Annotated in this window: 14 protein-coding genes; 11 read left to right on the top strand and 3 right to left on the bottom strand. The window is 54.9% G+C overall.

The genetic code is table 11. From position 1 onward, the window contains the following. Positions 1 to 6: 6 nt before the first annotated feature. On the bottom strand, positions 7 to 1194 hold the full coding sequence (locus tag LF95_RS03435; protein ID WP_252509642.1) for an efflux RND transporter periplasmic adaptor subunit: 1188 nt from the start codon (positions 1192 to 1194) through the stop codon (positions 7 to 9). Positions 1195 to 1329: 135 nt separating this feature from the next. On the opposite strand from LF95_RS03435, the gene LF95_RS03430 reads away from it, so the two are divergent. From LF95_RS03430 to LF95_RS03380, 10 genes are all read left to right on the top strand, one after another. Next, entirely contained in the window at positions 1330 to 1974 is a 645-nt protein-coding gene (locus tag LF95_RS03430) for a TetR/AcrR family transcriptional regulator (RefSeq protein WP_073953693.1), read from the top strand. A 500-nt stretch (positions 1975 to 2474) separates the two neighbouring features. Further along, on the top strand, positions 2475 to 3665 hold the full coding sequence (locus tag LF95_RS03420) for a hypothetical protein (protein ID WP_073953691.1): 1191 nt from the start codon (positions 2475 to 2477) through the stop codon (positions 3663 to 3665). Between the two features lie 483 nt (positions 3666 to 4148). Then, positions 4149 to 4868 (top strand): FadR/GntR family transcriptional regulator, encoded by a 720-nt coding sequence (locus LF95_RS03415; RefSeq protein ID WP_073954807.1) that lies wholly within the window; start codon positions 4149 to 4151, stop codon positions 4866 to 4868. Further along, positions 4855 to 6027 carry a PLP-dependent transferase gene (locus tag LF95_RS03410; RefSeq protein ID WP_073953690.1) on the top strand — a complete coding sequence of 391 codons (1173 nt, stop codon included), beginning with the start codon at positions 4855 to 4857 and terminating at the stop codon, positions 6025 to 6027. The genes LF95_RS03415 and LF95_RS03410 overlap by 14 nt, the downstream gene beginning before the upstream one ends. Before the next feature lie 32 nt (positions 6028 to 6059). Further along, the gene (locus LF95_RS03405; RefSeq protein WP_073953689.1) at positions 6060 to 7328 is read left to right on the top strand and encodes an ABC transporter substrate-binding protein; all 1269 of its coding nucleotides are present in this window, start codon (positions 6060 to 6062) and stop codon (positions 7326 to 7328) included. A gap of 5 nt (positions 7329 to 7333) precedes the next feature. After that, complete coding sequence (locus LF95_RS03400) at positions 7334 to 8266, top strand: carbohydrate ABC transporter permease (protein ID WP_073954806.1); 933 nt, start codon at positions 7334 to 7336, stop codon at positions 8264 to 8266. Between the two features lie 18 nt (positions 8267 to 8284). Then, on the top strand, positions 8285 to 9136 hold the full coding sequence (locus LF95_RS03395; protein ID WP_073953688.1) for a carbohydrate ABC transporter permease: 852 nt from the start codon (positions 8285 to 8287) through the stop codon (positions 9134 to 9136). A gap of 11 nt (positions 9137 to 9147) precedes the next feature. After that, positions 9148 to 10260 carry an ABC transporter ATP-binding protein gene (locus LF95_RS03390; protein WP_073953687.1) on the top strand — a complete coding sequence of 371 codons (1113 nt, stop codon included), beginning with the start codon at positions 9148 to 9150 and terminating at the stop codon, positions 10258 to 10260. Between the two features lie 223 nt (positions 10261 to 10483). After that, the gene (locus LF95_RS03385; protein ID WP_252509641.1) at positions 10484 to 11251 is read left to right on the top strand and encodes a substrate-binding periplasmic protein; all 768 of its coding nucleotides are present in this window, start codon (positions 10484 to 10486) and stop codon (positions 11249 to 11251) included. A 277-nt stretch (positions 11252 to 11528) separates the two neighbouring features. After that, the gene (locus LF95_RS03380; RefSeq protein ID WP_073953686.1) at positions 11529 to 12386 is read left to right on the top strand and encodes a D-amino-acid transaminase; all 858 of its coding nucleotides are present in this window, start codon (positions 11529 to 11531) and stop codon (positions 12384 to 12386) included. Positions 12387 to 12464: 78 nt separating this feature from the next. On the opposite strand, the gene LF95_RS03375 is transcribed toward LF95_RS03380, so the two are convergent. Both LF95_RS03375 and LF95_RS03370 read right to left on the bottom strand, forming a co-directional pair. After that, positions 12465 to 13346 carry a TIGR01459 family HAD-type hydrolase gene (locus LF95_RS03375; protein WP_073953685.1) on the bottom strand — a complete coding sequence of 294 codons (882 nt, stop codon included), beginning with the start codon at positions 13344 to 13346 and terminating at the stop codon, positions 12465 to 12467. 73 nt (positions 13347 to 13419) lie between these two features. Further along, positions 13420 to 14598, bottom strand: coding sequence for a quinone-dependent dihydroorotate dehydrogenase (locus LF95_RS03370; RefSeq protein ID WP_073953684.1), 1179 nt, complete (start codon positions 14596 to 14598; stop codon positions 13420 to 13422). A 312-nt stretch (positions 14599 to 14910) separates the two neighbouring features. On the opposite strand from LF95_RS03370, the gene LF95_RS03365 reads away from it, so the two are divergent. Further along, the gene (locus tag LF95_RS03365) at positions 14911 to 16023 is read left to right on the top strand and encodes an NADH:flavin oxidoreductase (RefSeq protein WP_073953683.1); all 1113 of its coding nucleotides are present in this window, start codon (positions 14911 to 14913) and stop codon (positions 16021 to 16023) included. Positions 16024 to 16091 lie beyond the last annotated feature (68 nt).

Here is a 16091-nt window from a genome sequence, read left to right as displayed (position 1 = left end):
CTATCCTTATCGGGATGCCGGCTTTGCGTCGTCGTTACCCTTTGCGGCAACCGGCGATACCGGTTTACCCGGGCCAACAAGCTGCAGGCCATCGACAATAATGCGATCTCCGGGGTTCAGACCCTTGGTCACAATCCAGTCTTCACCCTTCGACTGTTCGATGGTCAGCTCCTTGGATTCAACTTTATTGTCAGACGAGACGGTATAAACATAGGCCGATCCATCCTGACGGCGCATCACGGCGCGCTGCGGAACGAGATAGGCGTTTTCAACCTCACCCTGATTGACAAATGCGCGCACGAACATGCCCGGCAGCAAAACCTGGTCGGGGTTATCAAACACCGCACGCAGGCGCACGGTGCCGGTGGTTTCGTTCACCGTGACATCGGAAAACTGCAATTTGCCAACATGGGAATACTGGTCGCTGGTAGAATCGATCATCAGGCGAACATCAACCCCGTCACCATCGGCAGCCCCTTTGATCTTGCCAGAATCAATCCCCTGTTTGATGCGCATCAGACGGCCACCCGCCTGGGTCACGTCAACATAGATCGGGTCAAGCTGGGTAATGGTCGCCAGTGCGTTTTCCTGATTGGCGGTTACCAATGCACCTTCCGTTACCGTCGAGGCCCCGATTTTACCGGGAATCGGGGCCGTCACGGTGGTATATTGCAAATTGATGCGCGCGCTATCTACCTGGGCACGGGCGGCGGCAACACTGGCTTTGGCCTGGGCCTCGGCAGCAATGGCATCATCGCGGGTCTGCTCGCTGACCGCCTGGGTTTTAATCAGCTTGTCATAGCGGGCACGGGTTTTGGTCGCCTGGTCCAGGGTGGCACGCGCACGGGCCAGCTCGGCCTGGGCGGCATCAAGATTGGCCAGGTAAACGCTCTGGTCAATTTGATAAAGCTGCTGGCCTGCCTTGACGGTCGCCCCTTCGGTGAAGTTGCGCTCCTTGATAATACCATCGACCTGCGGGCGCACATCCGCCCGGCGGAACGCAACGGTACGTCCTGGCAATTCGGCCACCAAACCAATGGTTTGCGGCTGAACCTCGACAAAATCAACTTGGGTGGCGGGTGCCTGCTGTTGCTGTGCAGCGGCATTGTCGCCGTCTTTCTGCGAATCGCAACCGGCAACAAAAACCACCAGTGCCGCCAGACTGGCAGCCTTCAGACACGAACGAACGGACAAAATTTTCTTCCTTCCAGTCCCGAAAAACAAAACCATTACTGCGGTCTTGCCATTGCTTTTAATGATACTGTACTGTACAGTACATATTGTGCAGCGCCGAAGCAAGCCCCAAAAACCCGAAGCCTTGGAAAAAACATGAACGAGCCCCAACAGCCTGTGTCGAAACACAACTCCCGTGGTGAAGCCCGCAGGCGAGCGATGCTTGACGCCACCTGGCAAATCCTTTCGGAGAAGGGTTTTGCGGCAGTAACGCTCAATGATGTTATCTCCCGTTCCGGTGGATCCCGCACGACTCTTTACGAGGCGTTTGGTGGCAAAGACGGTCTTATCGCATCCGTCCTGACAGAAAAGTGTCAGGAGTTTTGTGAAACACTGCAAACCTCGCTGCGGTCAGATCGACCCGCGCATGAGGCCCTGCTGAATTTCACAATTATCATGACCGAAAAAGGCATGGATGACGAATCCTTACGGATCATGAATTTCCTTCAAATCGAAATGCAACAGTTTCCCGAAATTCGAGAAACCTTCTTGAAAAACGGCCCTGATATCATCACCCAACGCGTCACCGATTTTTTCGCAAATCATACTGAAAATGGTACGCTGAATGTCGTTGACCCGGATTTTACCGCCCGCATGCTTCTTACCATGATTCACGGACAATGGCGCGACATCCTGGTCGAAACCATGCCGCCCTATAAACCCACGCAAGAGGAAATCGCACAACGGGCAAAGCAGCTGGTCGATCTTGTGTTGAACGGTGTCTTACCCCGCACCGCATAACCCCCAGATACAATCATCACGCCTTGCAACTTTAAGGGTCTATCACCCGCGATTGTTTTGCAATGCAAAACTTGATTATCTTTATGACCGTCTCATCAACCATTCCCGCTCTCATCGTTTCGGGCCATCCATCCATCACCTGCGCATGAGTCCTTATTATCGCCGTCAACACACAGTTCACTGGCAGTTTTGTGGGCAGCAGCAAAACCATGACATATATGGCGCGGTCCCGCATGGCGTCCGTTCGGGCAAATCCGGTCGCGCCAGCAGGTACGATTGCGCATCCGTACCTGCCAGGTCGCCCGTCATGGCGGGCAAAGTCACGCTGCATTGCAAAAAAAACACAAAATGTTCCCCTGTGATCACCCCCCCCCATATATCGCGCTCCCATATCAAGGCATTGAAACAGCCTTTAATGGAAATCGCGTTTCTGCCCCATCTTCACCAAAATCATCCGTTAAATTGGCATGCTCACTTCACGACCAGCGAGACCATATTAAATGAGCTTGGCCGCCCGCATCTCCCGTCCCGGAACCTTTATATCGCGCCTGACCGTCCTTGCCGGGCTGGGTGCGGGGCTGTTTGCCCTGCCCCATGCCGCCCAGGCAATGGACGTGGCACAGGCCCGTGCAATTGTGCAAAAGGTCATGGCCCGCCATGACATTACCGCCACCGAAAAAACCGCAACCGGCCAGAATGGCGTGGCGCAGTTCCGGTTTGACGATGTGCATGTGCCACTTGGCACATATGATGGTTATCGCGACCTGGTGATGAGCAATGTGAAAATCGATGTCAAAGAGGACCCAGACACGCCGCAATTGGCGATCATTGACATTGCCCTGCCAGAACAGGGGCGGATTGATGCCAGGGAAACCATCGATCAACGCAACCTGACCCTGCACGATGCGCACGGCACCCTGCGCTGGAACACCAAAACATCCAGCCCGGACGGTTTTACCGGCCTTGCCGCCTTTGTCGGCGCAGACGAACCGGTTTCGCGCCAGCACTGGTTCTTAAACGGCCTTGCCGTGACATGGCTAAAACAAAAAATCGATATTAACTGGCACAATGCCGAATGGACCGGCCCCAACCGGGAAAAACAGGGCGCGATGAAGGCTGCCAGCCTGTCGCTTTATCCCGACCGCGACGGTACCACCCGGCTGGATTATTCCCATGACGGCCTATGGATGCCCGGCCTGTTTCAGCCCCGCACTGTCCGGCTGAAAGGCCATGCAACCGGGGTGAAATGGTCGCACACCCGGCCCCTCCTGCAAGATGGCCTGACCCGCCTGCTGGCGGGTGAAAACCCGGAACAGGTGCGCAACACGATTGCCAATGCCTTCTGGCACGAGGCCCTTAAAACTGGCAAACCGATTGAGGTTGAAGACCTTTATGTCGAAAGCCGCAATCTGGAAGCCGCTGGAACCGGCGAATTTATCCCGCAGCAAAATGCCACCTACGGCTTTCGCGGCATGCTGGATTTAAACCTTGTTGGCCGCGACCAGTTGGAAACACTGCTGGGCACCCCCAAAAAGCCGACCATTTTGGGCGCGTTGTTCCCGCCCGCCGTCGATGGCCTTGCCGCCGGCACACCTGGCAAACAGGGAACCGACAAGTACAAACTGCAATTGCGGGCAGATGGCCGCATTATCGTAAATGGCCGAACGGTGATGACCGGTCCGGGCAGTTAAACCTTTCGCGGCATCATACCCGCACAACACGCAACAGCCCCATAAACTGGCACAATCCCCCATAACAAACCGCAAGCTGGCAGTTACCGGCTTGCGGTTTTTACGTTCAAGTTCCTTCAGATGAACCGCCTGCGCCTTTGGGATTGCCACAAAAAGGCCAGCCGGAGTCGGACCTTTTATCAGTGATCCAGCAGCACCACCAAACACCTGCACGAACTTCACCGCGACGCCCCCATCGTGCGAATTTTTAAGCAAAATTCTGCCGCACCCCGCTAAAGACAAAAGACCGCCGATGGTTAACGCCACCATCCGCCACCGCCTGCTTGGGTAATTTTCTGTCGTAAAGACAGCCAAAACACCTTTGAGATTTCATAAAAACTTGACAGAGGGTCACCATATCTCAAAATTGGTCTGACGTCTGATGTCAGACGACATACCAGAATGTGCGAAAAAGGCACACAAACACAGATCAGGGATTTCAGTGTGACAATCACATCAGAAACCGGCTTTACACCGATTGCGTCGTCAGGGCGCCGGGACGCCATTCTGGAAGCATTGACCAGCTTTATTGTCGAAGCGGGCCTTAAACCGGGCGACCGCCTGCCGCCGGAACGCGAATTGATGGCCGGTTTACAGGTTGGCCGCTCCAGCATCCGCGAGGCGATTGGCCATATGCAGGCCCTGGGGATTGTGGAAATCCGTCGCGGATCGGGCACTTACCTTAAACGGGCGGTTACGGAAAAAACCGTTTACATGCCCCTTGCCATTGCCAGCCAGCGCGACGGGTTATTACAAACCCTGGAAGTCCGCCGCGGGCTGGAATGCGAAGCCAGTGTTTTGGCTGCCAAACGCGCCACCCCGGAAGACATCGAGGCAATGCGCACCGCCCTTGATCATATGGAAGCGGTTCATCTGCGCGAGGGAACAGCCGGTGAGGCCGACCTTGTGTTCCACCTGTCGATCTACAAGGCATCGGGCAATCCGTTATTTGAACAGTTGCTCAGCCAGATGCGCGAAGCCTTTGTCTCCTTTTTCAGTACCCCGTTTAACCGACCCGATTTTGCCCGGGATTCCTTTGAATTTCACCGCATGCTGTTTGAAGCCATCGAACGGCGCGACCCTGAAAGCGCGCGCAAGCATACCCTCGCCATCCTTGAAGTCGTCGAGAACGACATCGTGAGAATGTCCAATGAACACCACTAAGTCCCCCATGACCGCATCATCGCCATCGACGACCGTAGCCCATGACGAGCACCATTTCGCCAATGCCGTGGTGCCACCGATTTTCCAGAACTCGCTTTTCACCTTTGAATCCTTTGCCGACATGGAAGCAACCTATTCGGGTAAAAAGGTGCGCCCCGTCTATAGCCGTGGCCTGAACCCCACGGTGCGTGCCTTTGAGGAAAAAATCGCCAAGCTGGAAAAAACCGACGATGCCCTTGGCTTTGCCAGCGGCATGGCGGCCATTTCCTCGTCGGTTTTATCGGTTGTCAAACCAGGCGACCGGATTGTCGCCGTCGACCATATTTACCCCGACGCCTATCGTTTCTTTGAAATGATGCTCAAAGACATGAATGTCAGCGTCGATTACGTCGATGGCCGCGATACCGATGCCGTGGCAAAGGCCATGCCGGGCGCAAAGCTGCTTTATCTTGAAAGCCCGACCTCCTGGACCTTCCATGTTCACGATATTGCCAAACTGTGTGCCATCGCACGCGAGAATGGCGCGGTTTCCATGATCGACAATAGCTGGGCCTCGCCAATTTTTCAGCAACCCGCAACACTGGGCTGCGATGTTGTGATTCATTCGGCCTCAAAATATCTGGGCGGTCACAGCGATGTGGTGGCCGGTGTGGTTGCTGGCAGTGCTGACTTCATTGGCCGCCTGCGCGGTCAGATTTTGCCTTACCTTGGCGGCAAGCTGTCAGCCTTTGATGCCTGGCTGTTATTGCGGGGGTTGCGCACCCTGCCCGCCCGCATGCGCGAACATCAGCGTTCCGGGCTGGCGATTGCGCAAAAGCTTGCCGAACATCCCGAAGTCACCGCCGTGCATCATCCAACACTAGGCCGCAACATGCCCGACGGGTTAACCGGTGCTTCGGGCCTGTTTTCTTTTGAATTTTCATCCCGCGTCAACATCCCGCTTTTTTGCGATGCCCCGGGCCTTTTTAAAATCGGGGTCAGTTGGGGCGGCCATGAAAGCCTGATGGTGCCCGCCCTGATCACGCGGGCCCAAATCGGCGGTCCAAATTCGGCACTGCGTTTTAATGTGCCGGAAAACCTGGTCCGCCTTCATGTCGGCCTCGAGGATGCAGACGATCTGTGGTCGGACCTGTCTGCCGCCATTGATGCCGCCCTTTAAATAACAAAACGTCACATATCAGGGAACTTCACATGAACTGGAAAGCAACAATCCTGGCAGGGGCAGCATCGCTTGCACTCGCCAGCCATGCCTACGCCGATACCACCCTAAAACTGGTAGAGGTCATCACCAGCCCGGAACGCACCGCGACCCTTAAAAACCTGGTCAAGGAATATGAGGATGCCAATCCGGGTGTGACTGTGGAAATCACGTCACTGCCTTGGGGGCAGGCATTTGAAAAATTCGCCACAATGGTTTCAGCCGGCCAAACGCCCGATGTGGTTGAAATGCCCGATACCTGGCTGACCCTTTATGCCAATAACGGTGCGCTTGAAAGCCTGGAGCCCTACCTCAAGGACTGGGACGCGACCGAAAACCTGAATTCACGCACCCTGGAATTTGGCCGTGCTGCGGGCGATACCGCCTATATGCTGCCCTACGGTTTTTATCTGCGCGCCCTGTTTTATAACAAAAAACTGTTCAAGGAAGCCGGTGTTACTGAAGTTCCCAAAACGCTGGATGATTTTCGCGATGCGGCCAAAAAGGTTTCGGCACTGCCAGGCAAATATGGCTATTGCCTGCGCGGTGGCCCCGGCGGGTTGAATGGCTGGGTGATGTTCGGCGCAACGGCGGCCGGTTCCAACGAATTTTTCACCAAAGACGGCGAAAGCACCTTTGATTCCGATGGCTGGGTCAAGGGCCTTAAATTTGTCGTCGATCTTTACAAGGACGGCCTGGCCCCCAAAGACAGCCTGAACTGGGGCTTTAACGAAATTGTCGCCGGTTTCTATTCGGGTACCTGTGCGATGCTTGATCAGGACCCCGATGCTCTGATCGCGATTGCCAGCCGCATGAAAGCCGATGATTTTGGTGTCACCACCATGCCCAAAGGCCCCTCTGGCAAGGCATTTCCCACCATTGGCTATGCCGGGTGGTCCATGTTCAGTTCCAGTGAACATAAAGATGAAGCCTGGAAACTGATTGCGCATCTGGAAAGCAAGGGCTCCAACCTGACCTGGAACAAGCGCATCGGCGCACTGCCGATTTACAAAGGCGCTGAATCAGATCCGTTCTTTGCCTCTGACCAGTTCAAGGGCTGGTTTGACGAACTGTCCGACCCCGATGTTCATCCGACCGTGATGCCAACCCATCTTGAAGAATTCGCCTTCTTTAAGGATTCCCTGGTCATTCGTACCAGTCAGGAAGCCCTTCTGGGCCGCATCACGCCAGAAGAACTGGGTAAACAGTGGGCCGATTACCTGACCCCGGCCCAGCAGAAATGGATGGCGAGCAAGCCGTGAATACCATGACTGATGTCGGAAATCGTCCCGCCGCAAGGCGGGGCGTCTTTTCCCGCAGGGTTTCCGGCATTCTCGAACCCTATTATTACGTTTCGCCGGCCCTGGTTCTGATTATTGCCGTGATGCTGATGCCGCTTATCCTCGGCCTTAGCTATGCGTTTCGCGATATCCGCATTCTCAACCCGTTTAGTGGCGGGTTTGTGGGCTTGGCCCATTTCCAGACCCTGATGCACGACAGCGCCTTTTTGGGCGCGCTGATCAATACCGCCTGGTGGACTTTTGGCTCGCTGTTTTTCCAATTTACACTGGGACTGGTATTGGCCTTGCTGCTGAACCGCCATTTTGTTGGCCGTCGTCTGGTCCAGGCGCTGGTATTTTTGCCTTGGGCGGTACCCACATTCCTTTCAGGTTTGAACTGGGCCTGGATGTTTAACCCGGTGGTGGGCCCGCTGCCCCACTGGATGGTCAGCCTGGGCATTATGGAAACACCGTTTAACATCCTGTCCGACCCGGACCTTGCGATGTGGGGGCCGATTGTTGCCAATATCTGGTTTGGCATTCCGTTTTTTGCCATTACCCTGCTCGCCGCCCTGCAATCCATCCCCGGCGAGCTGTACGAGGCCGCATCCATCGACGGGGCCAATACCCGCCAGCAGTTTTTCAGCATCACCATTCCCTTCCTCGCGCCCACCATCGCGATCACGTTGATGCTGCGTACCATATGGATTGCCAATTTCGCCGATTTGATTGTGGTGATGACCAAAGGTGGCCCGGCCGATTCAACCCAGATCGTTGCCAGCTACATTTTCACCCAGGCGTTTCGCCGCCTGGACTTTGGTTATGCCTCGGCCATTGCGGCCGTATTGCTTGTGCTGTTGCTGGCCTATGCGCTGGGTGTGATTGCGCTGCGCCGTGCCATGACCCACGCTGATAGTTAACCCCAAAGGAATTCGGACATGTCAACGCCGGGAAACTCCGTGCTTCGCAAAACGGTTTACTGGGGCACCCATTACCTGATGATTGCCGCCTTTGTCGTTTTTGCGCTCTTTCCACTTTACTGGCTTTTGAAGGTATCGGTAACACCCAACGACATCCTGTATACCGAAGGGGTGCGGATGTGGCCGTCACGCACGACGTGGGACAATTACACCTTTGTCCTGACGCAAAGCCATTTCCCCCATTACTTCATGAATTCAGTGATTGTTTCGGGCTGCACCGCCCTGTTTACCTGCATCATTGCCGCCATCACGGGCTATGCGTTTTCGCGTTTTCGCTTTAACGGCAAAATCATCATCGTTGCCCTGATGCTGATCACGCAGATGTTTCCGCTGGTGATGCTGATCGCGCCAATTTTCCGCATTCTGGCCCCGCTGGGTCTGACCGACAGCCTGACCGGGCTGATCATTGTTTACACCGCCTTTAACGTGCCCTTCGCCACCTTTCTGATGCAATCCTTCTTTGATGGCATCCCCAAGGATCTGGAAGAAGCCGCCATGATAGACGGCAACACCCGGTTTGAGGCCTTCCGCCGCATCATCCTGCCCCTCACCCTGCCTGGCATTGCCGCCACCCTTGGCTTTGTCTTTACCGCGGCATGGTCGGAACTGTTATTCGCCCTGATGCTGGTCAGCAGTGAATCGGCCTCTACCTTCCCGGTTGGCTTGCTCAGTTTTGTTTCAAAATTCGGTGTCGATTTCGGACAAATGATGGCCGCCGGCGTGCTGGCCCTGATCCCTGCCTGTGCCTTCTTCCTGCTGATCCAGCGTTATCTGGTCCAGGGGCTGACGGCTGGTGCTGTCAAAGGATAAAAGAGGACAAAATGGCTTCAATTGAAATTACCAATGCCCGCAAAAGCTATGGCGCCGTCGATGTGCTGCATGGCATCAATCTCGATATTCAGGACGGCGAATTCATCGTTCTGGTTGGCCCGTCGGGCTGTGGCAAATCCACCCTTTTGCGCATGATTGCCGGGCTGGAGGAAATCACCTCGGGCGACATCAGCATCGACGGCACTGTTATTAACGATCTGCAACCCAAGGACCGCGACATTGCGATGGTGTTTCAGTCCTATGCGCTGTACCCGCACATGACCGTTGCCGAAAATATGAGCTACGCCCTGACCCTGCGTAAAACGGCAAAGGAAAAAGTCGCCAGCGCCATTGAAAATGTGGCTGGCATTCTGGGCCTGAATGCCCTGTTGGAGCGTCGCCCCAAGGCCCTGTCGGGCGGGCAGCGCCAGCGTGTGGCAATGGGCCGTGCCATTGTTCGCCAGCCCCAGGCCTTTTTGTTTGACGAACCGCTGTCAAACCTGGATGCCCGCCTGCGCGAACAGATGCGCACCGAAATCCGCAAACTGCACCGTCGCCTGGGGGCCACATCGGTTTATGTCACCCACGACCAGATCGAAGCCATGACAATGGCGGACCGCATTGTCGCCATGTATAGCGGCATTGTGCAACAGGTTGGCACCCCGCTTGAGATTTATGACCGGCCCGCCAACATCTTTGTTGCGTCCTTCATTGGCTCGCCCGCGATGAATTTCCTGGAAGGCCTCTATCAGGCCGAGGGGGACAGTGCTGCCATTACCCTTGATGATGGCACCATCATTCCCGTTTTGCCATCCGGCCAGGCCGAAAACGGCAAGCATATCACGCTTGGCGCACGGCCCGAACATATCGACATTGTCGAAGATGGCTCCAGCCCGTCGGTCAATTCAACGGTCGAACTGATCGAACCAATGGGTCTGTCAACGCTGGTGCATGTCACCCTGGCGGGCAAGCCGGTTAAAATTTTCACCCTGGCCCGGCCCGATCTTGCCATTGGCAGTCAGGTGCAAATCGCCTTTAACATGAACAAAACCCATATCTTTGATCGCCAAAGCGAACTGCGTCTGCGCCCGCTAACCGAACCGGTTGACGCGCAACAGGCTTAAACATGGAATGAGATTGCCTTTGTTAACAGCTACCCTGCTGTAAGGGGCAATCTCTTCAAATTTCCAACATAAAGAATAAAAGGAAATGTGATAGGCTATCCTTTCTTGCCTTTGGGCAGGTCAGCCTCTTCACACTTCTCATGCACGTCACCACATAAAAATCAGGAGCGCCCCAAAAGACGGTTTCTTCGTCACGGCAATACACAGTACCGGAAGCAATATCATGGGAATGTCTGGCAAAATCCTGCTTTTTGCCATCAGCCTTTTTCTAATGACCGCCGCATCACAGGCGCGTCAGTCTCTTACTATTGTGACCAACAACTACCCGCCTTACATCACCGCCGACAGAAACAGCTCTTTTCTGGGCGACCTTTTCCATGAAATTGGCGCGCGTATCGGCATTGATTTTGAATTTCAGTTTTATCCCTGGAAACGCGGAGAACAAGCGGTTGCCGAGGGCAAAGCCTGGGGCACGATCCCTTATCGCAAGTCAGAATCCCGCGAAAAAAAATTCCTGTTTTCCGATGCCCTTTATCTCGCAGACTCGCATTTTTTTGCCTATAGCGCCGATGGCACCAAGCCCCCCATCACATTCAATGACCTGACAGACTTGCGTCCCTATCGTATTGGCGGCATTCAGGGCTATTATTACGAACCGTGGTTTGAAAATGCCGGGCTGGATGTTCAATATTCCCATTCAGAAGAGCAGAATTTCCAGCTTTTGCAACGGGGCCGTATTGATCTGTTTACAACGGCAACCACGATGGGCTGGTATGTGATCGAAAACCTTTTTCCCCCCGAAGAAGTCGCCAAATTCTACACTCTGGACAAACCGCTGGTCGCAGGCGAAGGGTTGTTTTTGATGACGTCAAAGAATTATCCGCAAACCCGCATACTGCTTGAAAAATTCAATCGTGGCCTGCACGAAATCAAAACCGATGGTACATACACCCGGTTGGTTCACAAGCACGGCCTGATCATGACCTATTAAAATCGCCCTGCGGCAGAAAATTGGAATATTCTGCGATATTTCCTTAAAAAAACGCGTTCATCCTCCACCCTGACGCCAAGCGGCGGACCAACAGAGCAACATTCCACCTTTTTCACGCAACAATTCATGCGCTTCGCGACAATCGAGGCGGCGGTGTGCTATCTGATATGCAGAATTGCACTGCCTGAATGACAACAGAATTGACAGGCACACATCGCGGGAAACGCCCACTTCTTTTCGGGATCCACCGCCGATCTGAACCGACAGGGAATTAAAAATGCGTACTGTTTATGTAAACGGCAATTACGTGCCGGAAAACGAAGCATCCGTTTCAATCTTTGACCGCGCCTTTCTGTTTGCGGACGGTGTTTATGAAGTCACCTCCGTGCTGGATGGCAAACTGATCGACTATCACGGGCACATTGCCCGCCTGGAACGGTCGCTTAAGGAACTGGGCATCAATTATCCGGTCGATAAAGATGCCATGCTGGAAATTCATCGCGAACTGATCCGCAAGAACGATGTCAATGAAGGCATGATCTACCTTCAGGTTTCGCGCGGTGCCGCCGCCGACCGCGATTTCATGTTCCCGTCCGCCGATGTGAAACCGACTGTTGTTCTGTTTACGCAAAGCAAATCGCTGATCAAAAGTGCCGCTGCCGAACGCGGCCTGAAAGTTGCCAGCTTCCCCGATCAGCGCTGGCGCCGCTGCGATATCAAAACTGTTCAGTTGCTCTATTCTTCGCTGGTCAAAAACGAAGCCGCGAAAAAAGGGGCCGACGATGCCTGGCTGGTGCTCGATGGCAAAGTGACCGAAGGCTCATCGAACAATGCCTATATTGTTGATGAAAACAACACCATCATCACCCGCGAACTGTCCAACGACATTTTGCATGGCATTACCCGCAAGGCAATTTTGCAGTGTGCTGCCGAACTTGACCTGAAGGTTGAAGAACGCGCCTTCACCATTGCCGAAGCACAAAAGGCAAAAGAAGCCTTCATTACTTCGGCGTCATCCTTCGTCTATCCGGTCATTGAAATTGACGGCGCAAAAATCGGCGATGGTGTCCCCGGACCGATTGCCAAACGCCTGCGCGAAATCTATATCGAAGCCAATCGCGCGGCCGCCATCTAAGGCCCGATACACATAACAAAAAACGCCGTCTGACGATCAATCAGACGGCGTTTTTTTTGATCAATATTCTTGCAAACACTACCAGCAAAAATCGCCCATTGCATAGGTCACATGGCGGCCGGTCACTTCCAGTAACTGGTCCAGCCGTGCCTTTTCCGGCAGGGTACCGCGCGGGGCGTCCAGTTCCTCGGCATGGATACCACCGGTGACAAAGGCGATATCCAACCCCGCTGCATTGGACCCAGCCACATCGGTCGACAGGGAATCTCCCACCACCAGCAATCGGGCATCGGGCCCCATATCAAAGGCCTGAAGGCAGAAATCATAGGCACTCGCCAGCGGCTTGCCTTCCCAGCACACATTACCGCCCAGTTCCTCATACCGCCCGGCTATGGCCCCGGCGCAAATAATGCGCTCGCCCCCGCGGATCACTTCACGGTCCGGGTTCGGGCACAGCATGGGCAAATCCCGCGACAGGGCCAAATGCAGCATGTCTTCATATTTTGACACCGGATCATGGTCGTCATCCGGGCCGGTAACAAGCATCCAGTCGGCCTCTTCAAGCGTGTCCACCACCTCGACATCCTGGTCTTCAAACATCGAATGATCGCGCACCGGCCCCACCCGAAACACCTTGCGCCCCAGTTTGGCATACCAGGCATCCACCCGGTCACGTAATTGGTGATAGGCAATTTCGCCCGATGCCACCGCCGGACCATACAAATCCCGGTCAATACCCATTTCTTCCATCCGGGCAATCACCACGCTGGACCGGCGCGGCGCATTGGACAGCAACGCCACCGGAATACCGGCATCTTTCAGGGCCTTCATCGCCGAGATCGAATTGGGATAGGGTGTTACGCCATCATGGACAACGCCCCACAAATCCAGAATCACCGCATCATAATTTCCAATCACCTCGGACAGGCCATTAATCATCTGATAGGGCGTTTGCGGCATCGGTTTTCTCCTGGAAATTTGAGATGGTAATACCAACGGCTCAGTCCTGCCGGGCTGTTTCCGATGTTGCGGTTTATTTTGCAGTGTCGGGCGTTACAGCCTCAGGCATTGCAGCTTCCGTTTTTTGCTCAGGTTGCGCCACAGATTGTTTGGCAGCCTGCACTTCATCAATCGCGGCATGCTTGCCACTGATTTCCGGGAAAGCCGCCCCCACCGCATCGGCGACCGAGGCAAAACCATCCTGGCGCAGGCGTTTTTCCAGATCGTCGCATATTTCCGCTGCCAGGCCCGGTCCTTTGTAAATCAGTGCCGTATAAAGCTGCACCAAAGATGCACCGTTCAAAATCTTTTCATAGGCATCCTTGCCCGATGCAATTCCGCCCACACCAATTAACGGCACCTGCCCCTTGGTTAGCTGGTAAAAATCCGCCAGAACCTTGGTCGATGGGGCCATCAGGGGCGGGCCGGAAAGCCCACCGGTTTCGGACTGGTCATAGCTGTTCAAGCCCACCGGGCGATCAATGGTGGTATTAGAGACAATCATGCCATCAATTTTCAAATCCAGGACAACACTGGCAATATCGGCCTTGTCCTCGTCCGTCAGGTCCGGGGCGACCTTTAATAAAACCGGGATACCCGGTGCTGCCGCGTCGCGTTCAGCCATCACCGCACGCAACAGAGCCACCAGCGGATCACGCCCCTGCAAGGCCCGCAGACCCGGCGTATTGGGCGAGGACACATTGACCACCAGATAATCGCAATACGGGCCAAGGGCCCGAACACCTTTGACGTAATCTTCGGTGGCATCGGCGGCATATTTGTTTTTGCCCAGATTGGCCCCCAAAATGCCGCGCCGGGCGCGTTTGCGCAGGCGGGTGGCAACAATCGCCGCCCCCTCATTGTTAAAGCCCATGCGGTTAATCACCGCCCGGTCGGAATACAGGCGAAACAGGCGGGGTTTGCGGTTGCCGGGCTGGGGTTCGGGGGTCACGGACCCGATTTCAACAAAGCCAAAGCCCTGATCGAGCATCCGGTTGGGAACCTCGGCATTTTTATCAAACCCGGCAGCAAGTCCCACCGGGTTAGGGAATTTGCGCCCAAACACCTCGCATTGTAAAAGCGGGCTGGCATCATTTGCCCCGTCGGGTTTGGGCACCAGATTATGCTTTAACGCCCAAAGCGCCAGACCATGCGCCCATTCCGGGTCCGTCCAGCGTATTACCGGCAAAACAAAAGATTGATACCACCCCACCCGTCTGGCTCCGTCTCTGTGTTTATTTCTGGTGTTTGTTCCTGCCCCTGTTCTTACGCGCACGAACCGGCGGGGGCAAGTAATGTGTGATCCCAAAACGCCTTATACCGGCATTTTCACCGCTATTTTTACCGTTGTTTTCACAGGTATTTTAGTAGGCAGCTCAAGCGAAAAAGACGATGCTTTGCCATCCTCAACAATCTGGTAGCTACATCAACTGATCGGCACGCCCCACAAAAGCAACATTCGCCAGATTGACTTTAAGTATAAAATTTATATCTAAGCAGAAACATCTTTACCAAAGGATACCAGATGACCTCGACCGATATTCTCTTCAAACCCTTTAAAATCAAATCACTGGAGCTTGCCAACCGCATCGTCATGGCACCCATGACCCGCTCCAAGGCGCCGGCGGGCATTCCCGGCGATGCCAATGCCGCCTATTACAAACGCCGTGCCGAAGGCAAGGTCGGGCTTATCCTGTCGGAAGGTACGGTGGTGAGCCGTCCGGCATCGCGCAATGAAGCCGGCATTCCGTTCTTTCATGGCGATGCGGCCCTGGCTGGCTGGAAAAAGGTGATTGATGGCGTGCATGAAGCAGGCGGTAAAATGGGCCCGCAGATCTGGCATACCGGGTCAGTGGCCGGGATGTCCGGCTGGGAACCTGAAAGCCCGGTTGAAAGCCCGTCCGGCCTTGTCGCCCCGGACAAACCGCGCGGCCAGGCCATGAGCGCGGAAGACATCGCCGATACCATCGCCGCCTTTGCCCGTGCCGCGGCCGATGCCAAACGCCTGGGCTTTGACGTGGCGGAAATTCACGGCGCACATGGCTATCTGATTGACCAGTTCTTCTGGGACGGCACCAATCACCGTGATGATCAATATGGCGGCAAAACCATTGCCGAGCGTTCGCGCTTTGCTGTTGAAGTTGTTGCCGCCGTGCGCAAGGCCGTTGGCCCCGACTTCCCGATCATACTTCGTCTGTCGCAGTGGAAACAGCAGGATTACGCCGCCCGCCTTGCCACCAGCCCGGCAGAAATGGAAAGCTGGCTGGCACCGCTGGCCAATGCCGGTGTCGATATTTTCCATTGTTCGCAACGCCGTTTTTGGGAATCGGAATTTCCCGAAATTGATGGCGAGGATGGCCTTAACTTTGCCGGTTGGGCCAAGAAAATTACCGGGGCGGCCACCATCAGTGTCGGCTCAGTCGGGCTTTCGGGCGATTTCATCGGCTCGTTCTCGGGCCAGGAAGTCAGCAATGCCGGCATCGAAAAACTGCTGACCCGCATGGAACGCAACGAATTTGACCTGGTTGCCGTGGGGCGTGCCCTGCTCAGTGACCCTAACTGGGTACAAAAAGTGCAGCAGGGCAATGGCGACAAGGTAAAAACCTTCACCCCTGCCGCACTGGCCGAACTGGTCTGATCCGGCAAAACGGGCCGGTAACGGACATAAACTCTGTTACCGGCTATTTTCCTGTCACATTGTCAGGG

The organism is Thalassospira sp. TSL5-1, from assembly GCF_001907695.1.
In the GTDB taxonomy this organism is placed as follows: Bacteria; Pseudomonadota; Alphaproteobacteria; order Rhodospirillales; family Thalassospiraceae; genus Thalassospira.
The sequence above is the reverse complement of the archived record's forward strand: the minus strand, read 5'-3'. Positions and strand labels throughout refer to the sequence as shown.

Excerpts from the sequence above, each read along its gene's own strand:
- LF95_RS03430 (WP_073953693.1), top strand. The coding sequence starts at position 1,330 with ATGAACGAGCCCCAACAGCCTGTGTCGAAACACAACTCCCGTGGTGAA.
- LF95_RS03420 (WP_073953691.1), top strand. The coding sequence starts at position 2,475 with ATGAGCTTGGCCGCCCGCATCTCCCGTCCCGGAACCTTTATATCGCGC.
- LF95_RS03410 (WP_073953690.1), top strand. The coding sequence starts at position 4,855 with ATGAACACCACTAAGTCCCCCATGACCGCATCATCGCCATCGACGACC.
- LF95_RS03405 (WP_073953689.1), top strand. The coding sequence starts at position 6,060 with ATGAACTGGAAAGCAACAATCCTGGCAGGGGCAGCATCGCTTGCACTC.
- LF95_RS03400 (WP_073954806.1), top strand. The coding sequence starts at position 7,334 with ATGACTGATGTCGGAAATCGTCCCGCCGCAAGGCGGGGCGTCTTTTCC.
- LF95_RS03395 (WP_073953688.1), top strand. The coding sequence starts at position 8,285 with ATGTCAACGCCGGGAAACTCCGTGCTTCGCAAAACGGTTTACTGGGGC.
- LF95_RS03390 (WP_073953687.1), top strand. The coding sequence starts at position 9,148 with ATGGCTTCAATTGAAATTACCAATGCCCGCAAAAGCTATGGCGCCGTC.
- LF95_RS03385 (WP_252509641.1), top strand. The coding sequence starts at position 10,484 with ATGGGAATGTCTGGCAAAATCCTGCTTTTTGCCATCAGCCTTTTTCTA.
- LF95_RS03380 (WP_073953686.1), top strand. The coding sequence starts at position 11,529 with ATGCGTACTGTTTATGTAAACGGCAATTACGTGCCGGAAAACGAAGCA.
- LF95_RS03375 (WP_073953685.1), bottom strand. The coding sequence starts at position 13,346 with ATGCCGCAAACGCCCTATCAGATGATTAATGGCCTGTCCGAGGTGATT.
- LF95_RS03365 (WP_073953683.1), top strand. The coding sequence starts at position 14,911 with ATGACCTCGACCGATATTCTCTTCAAACCCTTTAAAATCAAATCACTG.